The 17,263-nt window shown below is 61.3% G+C and carries 12 protein-coding genes and 2 pseudogenes; 8 read left to right on the top strand and 6 right to left on the bottom strand.

Annotation, left to right across the window (positions count from 1 at the left end; all coding sequences use genetic code 11):
- Positions 1-3: 3 nt before the first annotated feature.
- A pseudogene (mutY, locus tag AB2N04_RS15915) lies at positions 4-1,123 on the bottom strand (A/G-specific adenine glycosylase).
- A gap of 50 nt (positions 1,124-1,173) precedes the next feature.
- Between mutY and AB2N04_RS15910 the strand changes: the two are divergent.
- The 3 genes from AB2N04_RS15910 to smc all read left to right on the top strand — a co-directional run bounded on the left by AB2N04_RS15910 (position 1,174) and on the right by smc (position 6,448).
- Entirely contained in the window at positions 1,174-1,671 is a 498-nt protein-coding gene (locus AB2N04_RS15910) for a DUF721 domain-containing protein (RefSeq protein WP_367715478.1), read from the top strand.
- A gap of 126 nt (positions 1,672-1,797) precedes the next feature.
- Positions 1,798-2,508 carry a DsbA family protein gene (locus tag AB2N04_RS15905; protein WP_367715477.1) on the top strand — a complete coding sequence of 237 codons (711 nt, stop codon included), beginning with the start codon at positions 1,798-1,800 and terminating at the stop codon, positions 2,506-2,508.
- Between the two features lie 481 nt (positions 2,509-2,989).
- Positions 2,990-6,448 (top strand): chromosome segregation protein SMC, encoded by a 3,459-nt coding sequence (gene smc, locus AB2N04_RS15900; RefSeq protein WP_367715475.1) that lies wholly within the window; start codon positions 2,990-2,992, stop codon positions 6,446-6,448.
- Positions 6,449-6,519: 71 nt separating this feature from the next.
- On the opposite strand, the gene AB2N04_RS15895 is transcribed toward smc, so the two are convergent.
- Entirely contained in the window at positions 6,520-6,864 is a 345-nt protein-coding gene (locus tag AB2N04_RS15895) for a VOC family protein (RefSeq protein ID WP_367715473.1), read from the bottom strand.
- 266 nt (positions 6,865-7,130) lie between these two features.
- On the opposite strand from AB2N04_RS15895, the gene ppdK reads away from it, so the two are divergent.
- Positions 7,131-9,803, top strand: a complete 2,673-nt coding sequence (gene ppdK / locus AB2N04_RS15890; protein ID WP_367715472.1) for a pyruvate, phosphate dikinase — start codon at positions 7,131-7,133, stop codon at positions 9,801-9,803.
- Here the strand turns inward: ppdK and AB2N04_RS15885 are convergent.
- A complete protein-coding gene (locus AB2N04_RS15885; RefSeq protein WP_367715471.1) occupies positions 9,800-10,183 on the bottom strand; it encodes a DUF427 domain-containing protein in 384 nt (127 codons plus the stop codon). The genes ppdK and AB2N04_RS15885 overlap by 4 nt on opposite strands.
- 84 nt (positions 10,184-10,267) lie before the next feature.
- On the bottom strand, positions 10,268-10,630 hold the full coding sequence (locus AB2N04_RS15880; protein WP_367715469.1) for a hypothetical protein: 363 nt from the start codon (positions 10,628-10,630) through the stop codon (positions 10,268-10,270).
- A 227-nt stretch (positions 10,631-10,857) separates the two neighbouring features.
- Here AB2N04_RS15880 and AB2N04_RS15875 point away from each other — a divergent pair, with 227 nt between their 5' ends.
- The gene (locus AB2N04_RS15875; protein WP_367715468.1) at positions 10,858-11,637 is read left to right on the top strand and encodes a DUF1499 domain-containing protein; all 780 of its coding nucleotides are present in this window, start codon (positions 10,858-10,860) and stop codon (positions 11,635-11,637) included.
- A gap of 38 nt (positions 11,638-11,675) precedes the next feature.
- Here the strand turns inward: AB2N04_RS15875 and AB2N04_RS15870 are convergent, their stop codons facing one another.
- The gene (locus AB2N04_RS15870) at positions 11,676-12,581 is read right to left on the bottom strand and encodes an MBL fold metallo-hydrolase (RefSeq protein ID WP_367715466.1); all 906 of its coding nucleotides are present in this window, start codon (positions 12,579-12,581) and stop codon (positions 11,676-11,678) included.
- A 126-nt stretch (positions 12,582-12,707) separates the two neighbouring features.
- On the opposite strand from AB2N04_RS15870, the gene AB2N04_RS15865 reads away from it, so the two are divergent.
- From AB2N04_RS15865 to AB2N04_RS15855, 3 genes are all read left to right on the top strand, one after another.
- On the top strand, positions 12,708-13,313 hold the full coding sequence (locus AB2N04_RS15865; protein ID WP_367715464.1) for a biotin transporter BioY: 606 nt from the start codon (positions 12,708-12,710) through the stop codon (positions 13,311-13,313).
- Between the two features lie 87 nt (positions 13,314-13,400).
- Positions 13,401-14,390, top strand: a complete 990-nt coding sequence (gene galE, locus AB2N04_RS15860) for a UDP-glucose 4-epimerase GalE (RefSeq protein WP_367715462.1) — start codon at positions 13,401-13,403, stop codon at positions 14,388-14,390.
- Complete coding sequence (locus AB2N04_RS15855) at positions 14,387-15,628, top strand: O-antigen ligase family protein (RefSeq protein WP_367715461.1); 1,242 nt, start codon at positions 14,387-14,389, stop codon at positions 15,626-15,628. The genes galE and AB2N04_RS15855 overlap by 4 nt, the downstream gene beginning before the upstream one ends.
- Positions 15,629-15,641: 13 nt before the next feature.
- Here AB2N04_RS15855 and AB2N04_RS15850 read toward each other — a convergent pair.
- Positions 15,642-17,049: pseudogene (locus tag AB2N04_RS15850) on the bottom strand (mannose-1-phosphate guanylyltransferase/mannose-6-phosphate isomerase).
- Between the last annotated feature and the right edge of the window lie 214 nt (positions 17,050-17,263).

Genomic DNA, 17,263 nt, shown 5'->3' with positions numbered 1-17,263 from the left:
GATCTATCCTTTCGGGCGCTTTTTCGTTGCCCCCGGTATTGCGGCCTCGATCGCTTTCTTCATCACCGTCGGCAGTGCTTCGCCGGGGAGGCTGTCGGGGGATGACCACCAGCCGTCGGTGGTGGGCACATCGTCATGAATATCCGCACGAAAGACCGAAAGCTCAAGCGCGAAGTGTGTGAAAACGTGGCGGATCGTTCCGGTTTCGCGCCAGTCGGCGGGGAAGGGAGCGGCCGTGGTGTCGGTGACGCCGTCCCGGCGTGCCGTCCAGTGGCTGCCGGGCACCTCGCTCATGCCCCCCAGAAGACCCGTGGGAGCGCGTTGTCGCAGGAGAACAGCTCCATCGGCACGCACGGCGACGAAAGCGGCTCCCCTGCGCGCGGGTTTTTCCGCCTTCGGGGCCTTGACGGGAAAGCGCTCTGCAGAGCCATCTCGCCTTGCCGAGCAACCGGCGGAGACGGGGCAAAGCACGCAGGGCCGGTTTGCGCGGCGTGCAGATCGTCGCGCCAAGGTCCATCATGGCCTGTGCGAAATCGCCTGGCCGGTCGTTTGGCAGCACTTTTCTGACCCGGTCGCGAATCTCTGGCTTGGCATGCGGGAGCGGGGTTTCGATCGTGTGAAAGCGTGTGATGACGCGCTCGATGTTCCCGTCCACCACGGCGGCGGGGCGGTTGAATGCGATGGCGGCGATGGCGGCCGCGGTATAATCGCCGATACCGGGCAGGGCCTTGAGGTCGGCTTCGGTGTCGGGGAAGCGGCCATTGTGTTGCGAAGCGACAGTCTCGGCGCACTTCTTCAGATTGCGCGCCCGCGAATAATAGCCGAGACCTGCCCATGCCTTCATCACGTCATCGGTTTCAGCCGCGGCAAGGGCTTCGACCGTCGGCCATGTGTGCGTGAAGAAATCGAAATAGCGTTTGACCGCACCGACCGTGGTCTGCTGAAGCATGACCTCCGACAGCCAGACGCGATAGGGATCCGGCAGAACGCCGAGTTTCGTCTCGCCGGGAGGGGTGCGCCAGGGCAGGTTCCGGTGATGGCGATCATACCAGGCGAGAAGCGGCTGCGAAAAATCGCCAGAAGAAGCATGTGCGTCGGTGACCGGCGCTTCCGTGCGTGCCATACTGTGGCGGAGCCCAACAGGTGTTTCGGATCAATTCGAGAAGTCATGTCATGACAGGGAAGAGGCAATACGGCAATCCCGTCGCTGTGAGCGATCTGGCAACGGGCATTCTGGATCCGGTGATGCGCAAGCGAGCCGGGCTCTCTGTCGAGCTCGTGCAATGCTGGTCGGAGATCGTCGGCGAACGCCTTGCGCTCAGCACAAGGCCAGAAAAGCTTGCCTGGCCCCGAAGGCGGCACGAGGATGATCCGTTTGAGCCGGCCACGCTTGTGATCGCCTGTGAGGGCGCGGCGGCACTGCGGCTGCAGCACGAAACAGGCGAGGTGATCGGCCGGGTGAACGCATTCATGGGATTTGCCGCCGTGGGGCGAATCAAGATCGTTCAAAAACCGGTGGCCGTTGCCCCGAAACGCAAGCCCGCGCCCTCGCGACCGCTGACGGCTGGCGAAAGCGCGCGGATCGAGGCGCTTATCGCGGGCGTGGAAGACGACGCCCTGCGCCAGTCGCTCGAAAACCTGGGAGCCAGCATTCTGGGGCGGCGCAGATGAGACCGATCACCAAAACGTGATGGGGCGCCTGCTTCAGAAAATTCCGCCCCTGACCCAAATTCGCCCGAAACGCCAGCTTTGTGGCGTTCTCGCAGGTAACACTCCAAGACAAACAGGTGAAATTCCATGTCCGAACTGATCCAGCGCCGCAGACTTCTTCTTTCCATGGCCGCCCTGCCGGCCCTTGGTCTGGGGTTGGCCGCATGCTCAGACAGCAGTGCCGAGGCAGATGCGGGGGCGGCTGCGAAAGATCCGGTCACCACGGCTGCCGTGGACGCTCCGGCATCGACCGGGACAGTGGACATGGACAAGCTTCTTGAAGAAGGGGCGCTGGAAGACAAGGTGCAGGGCGATGAAAACGCGCCCGTTACCATCGTCGAATACGCTTCGATGACATGCAGCCACTGCGCGACTTTCCACACCCGCACCTATCCCGATCTGAAGAAGAAATACATTGAGACGGGCAAGGTGCGTTTCATCCTGCGCGAATTCCCGTTCGATCCGCGCGCGGAAGCCGGTTTCATGCTCGCGCGCTGCTCCGATGACAAGTATTTCGCCATGGTCGACGTTCTGTTCAAGCAGCAGGGCAACTGGGCGCCGGTCCAGGATGCGCAGTCTGCTCTCCTGAAAATCGCCAAACTGGCCGGTTTCACCCAGGAGAGCTTTGAAGCCTGTCTGACCGATCAGAAGCTGTTGGAGAATGTGCGGTCCGTGCGCACCCGCGGCGCTGAAGAATTTGGCATCGATGCGACGCCGACCTTCTTCATCAATGGCAAGAAGTACTCGGGCGCCATGTCGATCGACGAAATTTCCGCAGTGATTGACGGTATGCTCTGACAGCACATGATCGCGCCAGCCGTTTCGATCGGTGGCGCGATCATGCCTTTCCCAGGCGGGCGCTGATACGTCCCGCACCCGGCTGTGGCTCCCCCGGTTGGGTGGCCGTAGGAGCGCCCGGAGACCGTTCAACAGGCGATTATTTCATTGTTTCCCGAATTTGTTTTACAGCGCACGCATGTCGGGTTGAGCTGTGCAATTTCCGCTCAACCCTGTTGAAAACCGGCGAATTTGCGGATTTCTCGCAAGAGAGCTCCGAAGCTTGCTTGACGCAGCTCGAGCTTCTGGATGAAGTCAAGGCATCGTGTGATTGGGGTTGGAGCGTTTGCCGGTTTCGGCTGTTCCGCCATTCTTCATCCGCTGGAAGAAGCACTCGGGAGCCATTTGGATTGATGAAGCGCCGGGACGCATTGTGGGCTTGCATTGACGGACAGGAAGACTGCCCGTTGATTTTGCGCGCGTGCAACAGGGTGGGCCCGGCATGAAATTCACCAAACTGCGTCTTCTGGGGTTCAAATCCTTCGTTGAACCAAGCGAATTCATCATTGAAACCGGTCTGACCGGTGTGGTCGGGCCGAATGGCTGCGGCAAGTCCAATCTGGTGGAAGCGCTGCGCTGGGTTATGGGCGAAAGCTCCTACAAGAACATGCGCGCTTCCGGCATGGACGACGTGATCTTTTCGGGATCGGGGACGCGCCCGGCCCGAAATACGGCCGAGGTGACGCTGTTTCTCGACAATGCCGACCGGACAGCGCCCGCGGCCTTCAACGATGCCGACGAATTGCAGGTCTCCCGGCGGATCGAGCGCGAGGCCGGTTCGGTCTATCGGATCAACGGCAAGGAAGCCCGCGCGCGCGATGTCCAGCTGCTTTTTGCCGATCAGTCGACCGGCGCACGCTCTCCATCGATGGTGGGGCAGGGGCGCATTGGCGAACTCATCCAGGCAAAACCACAGGCGCGCCGCGCACTTCTGGAAGAAGCTGCAGGTATTTCCGGCCTCCATTCACGCCGGCATGAAGCCGAACTCAGGCTGCGCGCAGCGGAGCAGAACCTCGAACGCCTTGACGACGTTGTCAGTGAACTTGACAGCCAGATCGACAGTCTGAAACGCCAGGCGCGGCAGGCATCGCGCTTCAAGAACCTTTCGGCGGAAGTCCGCAAGGCCGAGGCGATCCTGCTGCATCTGCGCTGGTCATCGGCCAAGGATCAGGAAGCCGAAGCGCAAAGCATGCTCTCCAAGGCCACGGCTCTGGTCGGGGAGACGGCTAGCGAGCAGATGGAAGCGGCCAAGGCCCAGGCGATTGCCGCACATGAACTGCCCAAGCTGCGCGAGGCCGAAGCCGCCGCCGCGGCTGCCCTTCAGAGGCTGACCATCGCGAGAACGCAGATGGAAGAGGAAGCGCGGCGCATGGAAGCGCGCACCCAGGAGCTCAGGAAACGGGTCGATCAGCTCAATGCCGACATCGCCCGCGAAGAGCAGATGGTGCGCGACAATGCCGAAGCGCTTGCAAGACTGGCCGAAGAGGAAGAGACCCTCAGGGAAGCCGACGAGGGGGCGGATGGACGCGAGAGCGAACTTCTGAACGTGTTCGAAACGGTTTCGGCCGAACTGGCGACGGCCGAGGAGCAGCTTTCGCGCCTGACGGCCGAAAAGGCCGAGGCTTCGGCAAGCCGTCAGCAGGTCGAGCGCGCCATAAGGGAGCAGGCCGAGCGCAGGGACCGGCTCGCACGGCAGGTTGCCACCATGGATGCGGAGCTGCAGGACATCTCGGCGAAAATTGCGGGTCTGCCGGATCCTGCGGAAAAACGGCTTCTGGTTGATGAAGCTGCAGAACGCCTGGAAATGGCCGAAGAAGCCGTTGCCGAGGCTGAAGAGCGGGTGACAGGCGCCCGCGAGGCCGAACAGGCTGCCCGGCCGCCGCTGCAGGATGCCCGTGCGGAGCTCGGGCGGGTCGAGACCGAAGCGCAGACGCTTCGCAAGATCCTGAATGCGGGTGGGGGGGATCTTTTCCCCGCGGTGCTGGAGCAATTGCGGGTGGAGCGCGGGTTTGAAACAGCGCTGGGCGCGGCCCTCGGCGAAGACCTCGATGTGCCGCTGGACAGCGCTGCCCCGGTCTATTGGGGGCCGTCGGAGATCGGAGCCGACGACCCGGCGCTGCCTGGTGGCGTCGTGCCGCTTGCTTCCGTGGTCAAGGCGCCTGAACAGCTCGCACGTCGCCTCGCGCAGATCGGTATTGTGGATGCGGAAGATGGCGCGCGATTGCAGAAAGAACTCAAACCCGGCCAGCGGCTGGTGGCGCGCGATGGCGCATTGTGGCGCTGGGACGGCTACCGCGCCAGTGCGGATGCACCGACCGCCGCAGCACAGAGGCTTGCCCAGAAGAACCGCCTGGCGGAGCTGGACGGCGAGGTGATCGAGGCTTCGGCGCGCCTGCATGCAGCCGAGACAGCCCTGTCGGACGCGGAGCAGGGGGTAAAAGCCGCCGTTGAAGCAGAAAGACGTGCGCGCGAGGAAGCGCGGGAGGCACAGGCAGCACTCAGCCGGGCAAGGGATGCGCTCGCGAGTGCCGAAAAGGCTGCGGGCGAGCTGTCAAGCCGCCGCATGAGCCTGGAAGAGGCGCGCGGCCGTGTTGTCGAGGATCTGGAGGAAGCGGAGGCTGCGACCCTGGCTGCGGAAGAAGCGCTTGAAGCGGCACCGGACATTACCGAACTGCAGCAGCGTCTCGATCACCAGGCAGCACAGGTTTCAGCCAAGCGGGCAGCCGTGGCCGAGGCACGGGCGGCCTATGAGGGACTGCGCCGCGAGGCGGAGGCTCGCCGGCGGCGCCTTGAAGCCATCGCTGCCGAACGACGCAACTGGCAGTCACGGGTGGAAAACGCCGACCGCCACACGTCTGCACTTTTGCAGCGCCGCACCGATACCGAAGCGGAGCTTGAGGAGCTGGCGGAGGCACCTGAGGAAATCGAGATGCGCGGGCGCTCCCTGCTGACCCAGATTTCCAGCGCCGAGGCCGTGCGCAGGGAGGCTGCCGACAAGCTGCAGGAGGCGGAGAACCGGCAGGCGGAACTGGACAAGCTGGCGACGCAGAGCATCCAGTCGCTCTCATCGGCACGCGAAAGCAGGGCGCGCGCGGAAGAGCGCATGACGGCGGCAGAGGAACGAAGAAAAGAAGCCGAAGCGCGCATCCAGGAAATTCTGGGTGTACCGCCCCACGAAGTGCTGGCAATGGCCGAGCTGCAGCCCGACGCGCCAATGCCGGACATCGCCGATGTGGAGCGGCGGCTGGAACGCCTCAAGATGGAGCGTGAACGCCTGGGCGCGGTCAATCTGCGCGCGGAGGAAGAACAGGCCGAACTCAATGAGCGGCACGGAAACATTGTCTCAGAGCGCGAGGACGTGATTGAGGCCATTCAAAAGCTGCGGCACGCGATCCAGAGCCTGAACAAGGAGGGGCGTGAACGTCTCCTGGCCGCTTTCGACGTGGTCAACGAGCAGTTCAAGCGTCTTTTCACACATCTGTTCGGTGGCGGCACGGCCGAACTGCAGCTGATCGAATCCGATGATCCGCTTGAGGCCGGGCTTGAAATTCTCGCCCGTCCGCCCGGCAAGCGCCCGCAAACCATGACGCTTCTTTCAGGTGGCGAGCAGGCGCTGACGGCGATGGCGTTGATTTTCGCTGTGTTCCTGACGAACCCCGCCCCCATCTGCGTGCTGGACGAGGTGGATGCGCCGCTCGACGATCACAATGTCGAGCGCTTCTGCAACCTCATGGATGAAATGGCTGCCTCAACGGACACACGCTTTGTAGTCATCACGCACAATCCCATCACCATGGCGCGGATGAGCAGGCTGTTCGGTGTAACCATGGCCGAGCAGGGCGTCAGCCAGCTCGTCTCGGTCGATCTGCAGACCGCCGAGCGCCTGCGCGAGGCAGGCTAACATTTCTTCCCGCTCGTCGGTTTCATCGCTGCAATGTCCGACATCAGGACGGACAGCCATGTTCGCCATTGTCATGATTCACTCCACATTGCCAATTCGTTTCCGGCGGGATCGACGAAGTGAAAGCGGCGACCGCCGGGGAAAGAAAAGATTGGCTTCACGATCTTTCCACCAGCTGCCTCGACCGTCTTCAAGGTGGCTTCGAGATCTTCACTGAACAGCACCGGGAGCGGTTTGTCGTTTCCTTCCGGGTTGCCGTCGAAACCGCCGTCGAGACCCTCGGAAAACGCCGAGTATGCCGGCCCATAATCGGTGAACTTCCAGGAGAAGGCCTTTGCGTAAAACGCCTTGACCTGACCGAGGCTCTCACCGCTTGCTGGCATTTCGATATAGTCGAGCTTTCCGGTTCTGCGCATCTTTCTCTCCAATGTTCCTTGTTTGTTCTATAATATCGCGTTTCCGATGGCAAGAGGGGTAGCCGGCCCCCTTGTGAAGGGGGAGCTGGACCTTTCCGGAGCACGGGGTGGTTTCGGGTGAACAAAAATGAACTCTTCAATCGATAAAGCGGCGGATGGTGCCGAAGGCGGCCTTGCCATGGCGTGCGCAGCCCCTTAACGCTGCCTCCCGTGGCCGGTGCAGCAGGGTTCCAGCGCCGGCAGAACGACCGGAAGGGGAATGCAGCATGACCAAGTGGGTCTATGTGTTTGGCGATGGACGTGCCGAAGGCAGTGCGGGCGACCGGAATCTGCTCGGCGGCAAGGGTGCAAATCTGGCCGAGATGTGCAGTCTCGGGCTGCCGGTGCCGCCCGGATTTACGATCACCACCGAACTCTGCTCCCACTATTATGCCAATGGCCGCACCTATCCGGACGAATTGAAAACACAGGTCGAGGCGGCGCTCGAAGAGGTGGGCCGTGTGGCCGGTCGCCGCTTTGGCGATGCCGGGGCGCCGCTGCTGGTGTCGGTGCGCTCGGGTGCGCGGGCGTCCATGCCCGGCATGATGGACACGGTGCTCAATCTGGGCCTCAACGATGCGACGGTTGAGGCGATTGCGGCGGAGGCGGATGACGCGCGCTTTGCCTATGACAGCTACCGCCGGTTCATCCAGATGTACTGCAATGTGGTGCTCGGGCTCGACCATGATGTCTTTGAGGAGATCCTCGAAGAGGAGAAGGCGCGGCTTGGCTATGAGGTCGACACGGAATTTTCCGCCGGCGACTGGCAGAATGTCATCGCGCTCTACAAGGGACGCATCGAAACCGAACTGGGTGCGCCGTTCCCGCAGGATCCGCACGAACAGCTCTGGGGCGCGGTGGGCGCGGTGTTCTCCTCTTGGATGAATCCGCGCGCGATGACGTATCGCCGGCTGCACGACATTCCCGAAAGCTGGGGCACGGCGGTGAACGTGCAGGCCATGGTGTTTGGCAACCGGGGCGAGGACTCGGCGACGGGCGTGGCTTTCACGCGTGACCCCTCGACCGGCGAAAAGGCGCTCTATGGCGAATTCCTCGTCAATGCGCAGGGCGAAGACGTGGTTGCCGGCATCCGTACGCCACAGAACATTACCGAAGCGGCAAGGCTTGTGGCGGGTTCCGACAAGCCTTCGCTTGAAAAGCTGATGCCGGAGGCGTTTGCCAGCTTCATCCAGATCGCCGACACGCTGGAGCGGCACTATCGCGACATGCAGGATCTGGAGTTCACCATCGAGCGCGGCAAATTATGGATGCTGCAGACCCGCTCGGGCAAGCGCACGGCCAGTGCTGCCCTCAAGGTCGCCGTCGACATGGCCAATGAAGGGCTCATAACGAGAGAAGAGGCCGTGGCACGCATCGACGCGGCATCACTCGACCAGCTTCTGCATCCCACCATCGACCCCTCCGCTCCGCGCGACATTATCGGTATGGGGCTACCGGCTTCCCCGGGAGCCGCAACGGGAGAGATCGTGTTTTGCTCCGAAGCCGCCGAAGAGGCAAAGGCGGAAGGGCGCCGGGTGATTCTGGTGCGGGTGGAGACCAGTCCGGAAGATATCCACGGCATGCATGCAGCAGAAGGCATTCTGACCACACGCGGCGGCATGACAAGCCACGCGGCCGTGGTGGCGCGTGGCATGGGCAAGCCCTGCGTTTCGGGGGCAGGCTCGTTGCGCGTTGACCAGCGCAAAGGCGTTCTCCTCGCCATGGGGCAGCTGCTCAAGGCAGGCGATACGATCACCATCGATGGCGCTACGGGTCAGGTTCTGAAGGGGGCGGTTCCCATGCTGCAGCCGGAACTCTCCGGCGATTTCTCCACCATCATGGGCTGGACAGACCAGGCACGGCGCATGCGTGTGCGCGCCAATGCCGAAACGCCAGCCGATGCGCGCACGGCAAGGTCTTTCGGGGCGGAGGGCATCGGCCTTTGCCGCACCGAACACATGTTTTTCGATGATGGGCGCATCCTTGCCATGCGCGAAATGATCGTGGCAGATACCGAGAGCGACCGGCGCGCGGCACTTGCCAAGCTCCTTCCCATGCAGCGATCGGATTTCGTTGAAATTTTCGAAGTGATGGCCGGGCTTCCCGTGACCATCCGCCTGCTCGACCCGCCACTCCATGAGTTCTTGCCCAAGACGGATGAAGAAATCGCGGAAGTGGCCGAAGCCATGGGCGTTTCGACAGACAAGCTGCGCCAGCGCACGGAAGCATTGCACGAATTCAACCCGATGCTGGGACATCGCGGCTGCCGGCTTGCGATTTCCTATCCGGAAATCGCCGAAATGCAGGCGCGGGCGATCTTTGAGGCGGCCGCGGATGCCGCCCAGAAGGCGGGAGCCCCGGTGGTGCCGGAAATCATGGTGCCGCTGGTGGGCATGTCAGCCGAGCTGACCTTCGTGAAAGAGCGCATCGACACGGTTGCAAGGACGGTGATGGAGGAGCGGGGCGTCACGTTCGACTATCTCGTGGGGACGATGATCGAACTGCCGCGCGCAGCTCTTCGAGCCGATGAAATCGCTGCCAGCGCCGAGTTCTTTTCTTTCGGAACGAATGATCTGACACAGACCACATTCGGTATTTCACGGGACGATGCAGCTTCGTTTCTCGAGACCTACCGCACACGCGGCATCATCGAGCAGGATCCGTTCGTCTCTCTGGATGTCGATGGCGTTGGGGAACTGGTCAGGATCGCCACGGCAAAGGGGCGGGAGGCCCGCGCCGGCCTGAAGCTTGGCATCTGTGGTGAGCACGGCGGAGACCCTGCGTCCATACGGTTCTGCGAGACCGTGGGGCTGGATTACGTTTCGTGTTCGCCTTTCCGGGTTCCAATCGCGCGACTGGCTGCGGCGCAGGCCGCAATCCGGGAGAGCGCGGCCGGCTAGCCTTTCTTGATTTCGACGAGGTCGGTGAAGAAAGCGCCGTGGTCCCTGATTTCGATGACCTCGTCGAACGGGTTTTCGTAGGCCCACATGATGTCGCTCCCCGGTTCTCCGGCCCCAGTCCGCCGCCAGTAGGATGCATCGCCCTTGTAGGGGCAGTGCGTCCGCGTCCCGGTGCGTTCAAGGAGGGCGAAATTGATGTCGGCAAACGGAATGTAGACCACCTCGGGGCAGCCGCTCTCACGCATGCGCTTGGCCTGCTGCGTGCAGGCCAGCTCGGTGCCGTCGACAATGACCCGCACCGTTTCAGCGCAGGGCCGTATCGTGATCCGCTTGTCGGGATTTCGGTCAAAGCCCGGGGCAGGGTTTTTCACACTCGTCATGCCGCTTTACTCCATTTCCGGCACAACGCGCGCCATGCGACGCGGTTCCTCGTGGTAAAGTCACGTATGGCAACGGGCTGCAAACTACCGGGGGCATTCGATCGTTGATATCAGGCCTGCAAACGCAGTCACTATCCCGGCTACGGGCAAGTGGCTGGTCTCGATGGGCTCGACCCCAATGGAGCCGCTCTCCGATTCCTGTGTGATCAGCGCAAATGTTTCGTGGGACTGTTCTTTCAGTGCCACAGCGGCCACCCAGTCGCAGTCGTCGACACCATCAAGTCGCAGCTTGAAGAGGAGCCGCCCGTTTACCTGTTCAAGGGCTTCCAGAACCGTCCCCTCGAAGCCCAGGGCTAGAAGGTTCTGGTGCTTGAGGGCAAGCTCCAGCTCGACCAATTCAAGGGAGCGTGTTGCCCTATCCTCGTGTTCGGGAGCCAGTGTGTGCATGGCGGTACCTCATGACATTTCCGCCCATCCCCTCCAAACGGGTATTTTGACCCAGACGATGGCTGCAATGTGGCGGGTTATGCTTGCCAAACCCGATCTGGGGGCATCGGCCCGGTCTTGTGCATCCACTGTAAACGCCGAAGAATAAACCGAAATCGGATTTAACGGAGGCGGTCTATGGGGTATGAGGAACTGTCCTTGAAAAAGCAGAACGCCCGATTGAGCTGATGAAAGCCAGATTTATACGGCAACAGGCCCCTGCAGCACCCTGGTGTCGACGGGGCGCGTTTTTCTCGCTAACGCTGTTTCTTGTGTCGGGAGCGGGACATCGTTTCGGTCTCCTGGAGACTGTTCCGTTCTTCTGGCTTCTTGGTATCGCCGGTGCGCTGTCGCTGGCGTCGCTGGTGCTAGGTGGCATTGCGCTGGTTCAGGTTTGGGAGCATGGCTCCTCCGGTGCGTCGGTCGCGGCAGGCGGGATCTTCGTCGCCGTCATTGCGCTGACCCCCTACGGTGTTTCCGCATATCGTTTTTTCGAGCATCCACCGCTGATGGACATCTCATCGGATCTGGATGATCCGCCGAAAATGCCACTGGCTGCAGGCGCCCGAACGGGGGCGATGAATGCGCTCGTGGATGCAACGGATGAAAATCGCGACCTTCAGCATTCCGAGTATCCCGAGATTGCCGGCCGCCGCTACGAACATACCGCCGAGAAAGTGGTCGAAGTCGTACACCTGATGATGGAAGAGCGCGGGTGGCAGCCCAAAGGGATGTCGAAGGCGAAGCTTGCCGGCGCCAGCGTGACGCTGGAAGGTCTGGCGCATTCATATTTCCTGGGGTTTCCGGCCGATGTCGCCATTCGCATCGAAGACGACCAGACAGCGACATTCGTTGAGATGCGCTCTGCCTCGCGCTATGGCCGCCATGACCTTGGTGACAATGCGGCACGCATCAAGCGCTTCCTGAATGAGCTCGATGAGCGCTTGGCACTTCTCGCGGCGGTTTAAACTGTCCCGGCTCGTTTCCGGAGCGGCCGCAGCGCCGATCAGGCGGGAAAATAAACCCCGTCGATGGAAGGTTCGTTGTCGGTCGTGACGGAGCCACGGGCAACAAGATCTTCAAGATGGGCAAGAACGGAGAGCGCTGCCGCTCCGTGAAGGCGGGGGTCGGTGTCACGGTAGATGGACCGGACCATCTCGGCAATGGTCCGGTCTCCCCGTGTGATGCGTTCGAGAATAGCGCGCTCGCGCATTTTTCGGTGAGCCTTGAGCCCGCGCATGAAACGCCGGGGATTGCGGACACGGCTGCCATGGCCGGGGAAGAAAACCCTGTCGTCGCGTTCCAGGAGACGATCTAGCGATGCCATGTAATCGGACATGGCACCGTCCGGCGGAGCGACGATGGAGGTGGCCCACGCCATGACATGATCGGCCGAAAACACGATGCCGGTGCCTTCAAGCGCAAAAACGGCATGATTGGCGGCATGCCCCGGTGTGTGGATGGTGCGCAGCGCCCAGCCATCGCCCTCGACCAGCTGGTCGTTGGCAAGCCGGAGATCGGGTCTGAAATCAAGGTCCGCGCTGGCATCGAGAGGATTGGTTTCTCCGATCCGCAGGGGGCGGGCAGGGCGGTGGGGGCCTTCAGCGCAAATGATCGCGCCGGTCTGCGCTGCAAGGCGGGCCGCTAGCGGAGAATGATCCCTGTGGGTGTGGCTCACGAAAACATGGCTGACGGGTCTGTTGCCAATGGCCTTCAGAAGAGCGGCCAGATGCGCTTCGTCTTCAGGACCCGGGTCGATAACGGCGAGAGACGACTTTCCCACGATGTAGCTGTTGGTACCATGAAAGGTGAAGGCGCTGGGATTGTTGACGGTCAGGCGAAGGACGTCCGGTGCGATTTCGACTGCCTCGCCGTAAGCCGGCTCAAATCGGGTCTCGAATTCCAGGGCCATGGGCAAATGTCCGAAAAGGCAGGGAGTTGCGCGCCGGATGAGCGCATTCAGGTTGCCGCATACCATGGAAGCTTCTATAGGAGAAGGAAAGCGGATCAAATCGCATAAAGCACGAATGGAGGAGCTATGTCGCTCGCTATCGCTTCACAATCTTTCGTTTCGCAGGCACTGCCGCATCATGGCGCGCGGCGCCTGGCGACGCAGGTTTTTCTGGCCTTCGGAGCTACATTACTGCTCGCACTTTCGGCAAAGACACGTGTTGTTCTTGGGCCGGTGGATCTTTCCCTTCAGACGCTCGCGGTTCTGCTGATCGGTGCCACTTTCGGCATGCGACTCGGTGTTGCGACGCTGCTTCTTTACATGGCCGAAGGCGCGATGGGCCTGCCCGTCTTTCAGGGAACGCCGGAAAAGGGCATCGGACTGGCATACATGATGGGGCCGACAGGCGGCTATCTTCTTGGCTTTGTTGCCATGGCAGCCATTGCTGGCTGGGCGGCAGACCGCGGCTGGGACCGCAATCCGCTCAAGCTCGGCAGCGCCATGCTTGTGGCAGAGATTGTTCTGATGGGGCTTGGCTTCGTCTGGCTTGCCGGTCTGATCGGTGCCGACAAGGCCTGGCAGTTTGGTGTCGTGCCGTTCGTCCTGCCCGACCTGATCAAGGTTGCTCTGGCGGCATGTTTCATGCCTGCGGCCTGGGCGCTGCTGCGCGGGCTCGGCAATTTCGGGCGATAGCACCTCGCTGTCTCGCCGCGTTGAAGCGGAATGCAAAGCTGGCCAGAAGGGGATTTCTGGCCCGCTTTATTTTTCAGGGGATTGGGGATGAGCGTTCTGGTGACCGGCGGTGCCGGGTATATCGGCAGCCACATGGTCTGGGAGCTACTTGACCAGGGCGAAGAAGTGGTGGTTCTCGACCGGCTGAGCACAGGATTCGACTGGGCCGTGGCAGGGGGCGCGCAACTGGTCGTGGGAGACATCGCCGATCAGGAACTGGTTGAAGACCTCATCCGCACACATGATGTCGATGCGATCATCCACTTTGCAGGCTCAATCATCGTGCCTGAATCGGTGGCCGATCCGCTTGGTTATTATCTCAACAACACCGTCAAATCGCGAAGTCTCATCGAGAGTGCGATCCGATGCGGGGTAAAGCATTTCATCTTTTCCTCCACCGCTGCCGTTTATGGCAGCCCGGAGCAGTTTCTGGTTAACGAAGACACGTCCCTGCAGCCCGAATCTCCCTATGGGACCTCGAAATTGATGACGGAACTCATGCTGCGTGATTGTGCGGCAGCCCATGATTTCGAGTTCACCGCCCTGCGGTATTTCAATGTCTCGGGTGCTGATCCTGACCAGAGAACCGGTCAGTCTACCAAGGGGGCCACGCATCTCATCAAGGTTGCCTGCGAAGCCGCGACTGGCAAGCGGGATCACATGGATGTTTTCGGAACGGATTATGACACGCCCGACGGGACCTGTATCCGCGACTATGTTCATGTCTCGGATCTGGTGAATGCGCACTACCTGGCTCTCAGGCGTCTGCGCGCTGGAGGTGGAAGCCTCGTGGCCAATTGCGGCTATGGCAGGGGATATTCCGTTCTTGAGGTCATCGATGCGGTGAAGGCCGTGTCCCAGACCGAATTCGAGGTTCGCGTGGTTGACCGCCGGCCGGGCGACGCGGTGGCGATCGTTGCACAGGCTGAGCGCTGTCGCAGCGAGCTTGGCTGGCAACCGCGTTATGACGATTTAAGAACGATCGTCAGCCATGCACTGCAGTGGGAGGCAAAGCTCTCCCGACGGAACCGGCAATGAACTATCGGACCACCAACAGGCTTTTTACGCTTGGCGCGTTTTCTCTGCCACCGGTACTTGGATCGGTCACGAGCGTTGTGTGGCATGGCGGAGCGCTCTGGTGTGTCTTTGAGGTGCTTTCAAAAAGACGGCGCCTCAGTCCCGACAGGGCGATGCGCTGGCTGGCGGCACTCATGCTGGTCTATATCGCCGCGAACATTGCTGCCTTTCTTGCCGGCAACCCTTCATGGGCGCTCGCCTACAAGCTTCTGCCGCTGGCGACCTTCCTGCTTTTCCCGTTTTCCTATTCCATCTGGACCATTTCCGACCGGCAAGAGGTGGCCCATGCCGTGCTTCTTGGATGTACCTTGGCCAGCTTCGGTGCGCTGGTCCTGGCGCTGATCCAGTACGGTTACCTGGGGCTGCGGGCTGAAGGCGGCGCGGGAAACGCACTCGTGTTTGCCGATGTCGCCTGTCTTGCAGGTCTCTCCTGTCTGGCGGGTGCACTCATCCTGGATGACAGACGCGTTCCGGTTTTGCTGTTTGCATTCATGGCCGCATTCTGTGCGGTGATCATGTCCGGATCGCGTTCGGTCTGGGGGGTGATGATTGTTCTTACCCTGATCGAACTGTTCGTGTTCCGCAAAAGGGTCATGAAAGTCATCCGCGGGCGCGTCCTCGCGCTCGTCGGCATGGCCCTCATCATTGTCGTCTTGACATCGGGGTTGATCGTTGACCGGTTCGAGACCCTGCTGGTCAATCTGGACAGGCTGACACAAAGCGCTGACTACAGCACGTCTGTGGGGCTGCGCGTGGCGCTCTGGGAAACCGGTTTAAAGCTCTTTGCGGAGAGGCCAATCCTGGGCTACGGCCTCCAGAACACCTCGGACCTGATCAGGCAAATACTGCACGAGAGCTACGGGCTCGACGTCTCGTTCACCCATTTTCACAACGGGTTTCTGACCATTCTTGTGGAAGGAGGCATTGTTGCCGGTGGTGCCATCGTAGCCATGTTTGCGCTGATCACCTTTTTCGCGATACGCGCACTTTCCTCGCGAAACGAACCGGTCACGCGCCTTGGGGGAATGATCCTGCTGGTCCTTGTCGCGGTGTATGCGGGCGGGGGTAGCGTGAACATCGTGTTCGGTCACGACATTCTCGACACGGTGTTCATGATGTTCCTGATCGTCGGGCTTTATCTTTCCTGCGGGACCTCACGCCTGCCCGACGCGCAAGAGACGGTCTCCGCCCGGAACTGAGAACGGGCGTGCCTCAGACGCGCCCGTAGCGATCCTCCAGCCTAACAATATCGTCTTCTCCCAGATAAGATCCGGATTGGACCTCGATCAGCTCCAGCGGGATTTTCCCCGGATTTTCCAGTGCATGGATTTCCCCCAGCGGAATATAGGTCGACTGGTTCTCGGTGAGCATGATCGTCTCTTCACCCTTAAGAACCTTCGCTGTGCCGCGCACCACGACCCAGTGCTCGGCACGATGATGGTGTTTCTGCACCGACAGCCTTGCCCCCGGTTTCACCGTGATGCGCTTGACCTGATAGCGGTTGCCCATGTCGATGGAATCATAATCGCCCCAGGGACGGTAGACACGTCGATGATTCACATGCTCCGAGCGGCCGGCCCCGTTTGAGCTGCTCAACCACGTCCTTGACGCTCTGAACCGTATCGCGCTGGGCAACGAGAACCGCATCGGCCGTTTCGATCACCACAACGTCTTCCACGCCGACGAGCGCAACCAGCCGTTTGTGCGCAAAGGCAATGGAATTTTTCGAGGCGACCTGCACGACATCACCGATGAGCGCGTTGCCATCGGCATCCTTGTCCTGCGCTTCCCAGATGGCGGACCATGAACCAATGTCGTTCCAGCCCGCATCAAACGGAACAACAGCGGCACGGTCCGTTTTTTCCATCACGGCATGGTCGATGGAAATGGAGGGGCATGCTTCGAATGCGGCACGCTCCGGGCGTAGGAAGGACGTATCCTGCTCGGCCCTTTCCATCGCCGCGCGGCAGGCTTCCAGAACTGCCGGTGCATGTGTCTGCAGCGCATCGAGGCAGGCGCTGGCGCGGAACACGAACATGCCGCTGTTCCAGTCGTATCCGCCATCCCTGATATAACTCTCTGCTGTGGCCGCGTCGGGTTTTTCCCGGAACCCGGCAACGGCAAATCCGCTCTCGTCGATGCGGTCTCCGCGCCGGATGTAGCCGAAGCCGGTCTCTGGCCCGGTGGGGACGACGCCGAACGTGACGATCCAGCCCTCTCGTGCGAGCTGCTGCGCCTTAGCCAGTCCTTCATGAAAGGCCGCCTGGTCCAAAATCAGATGGTCGGCCGGCATCACCAGAAGCAGAGGGTCTTCACCGCCGGCCGTGGCGTGAAGAGCCGCAAGCGCGATCGCAGGTGCGGTGTTGCGCCCGGCCGGCTCAAGCAGGATCGGAGCGTTTTCTATACCGATCTGGCGCAGCTGTTCGGCGGCAAGAAAGCGATGCTCTTCGTTGCAGACGGTGATCGGAGCGGCACACTCGATACCGTCCAGCCGTTCCACGGTCTGCTGCAGCATGGTCCTGTCGCCTGCAAGCGCGCAAAACTGCTTGGGGTAGTTTTCGCGGGAAACCGGCCACAGCCGCGTTCCCATTCCCCCTGCCATGATAACCGGTACAAACATGAACCCACCCCGTCATTGTTCTGTCGAATGCGTTGCCCTTGCCGCACGTGAAAGGCTTTTGACAATCCGGCGACCAGTTTGAATTGGAAAGGTTGACGCCGGGTGTAGGCAACAGGTCAATCCGGTGCGCCGGCCTGTCCATGGGGAGGGGCTCCTACCTCGGCAGGGCGCTTTTCCCCCGCCAGAACCCGCGAAAGGCGGGAAAACGCCAGCC

It is taken from the genome of Nitratireductor sp. GISD-1A_MAKvit, from assembly GCF_040819555.1.
Taxonomy (GTDB): domain Bacteria; phylum Pseudomonadota; class Alphaproteobacteria; order Rhizobiales; family Rhizobiaceae; genus Nitratireductor.
Note: the sequence above shows the minus strand (reverse complement) of the source record. Positions and strands in the feature narration are given on the sequence as shown.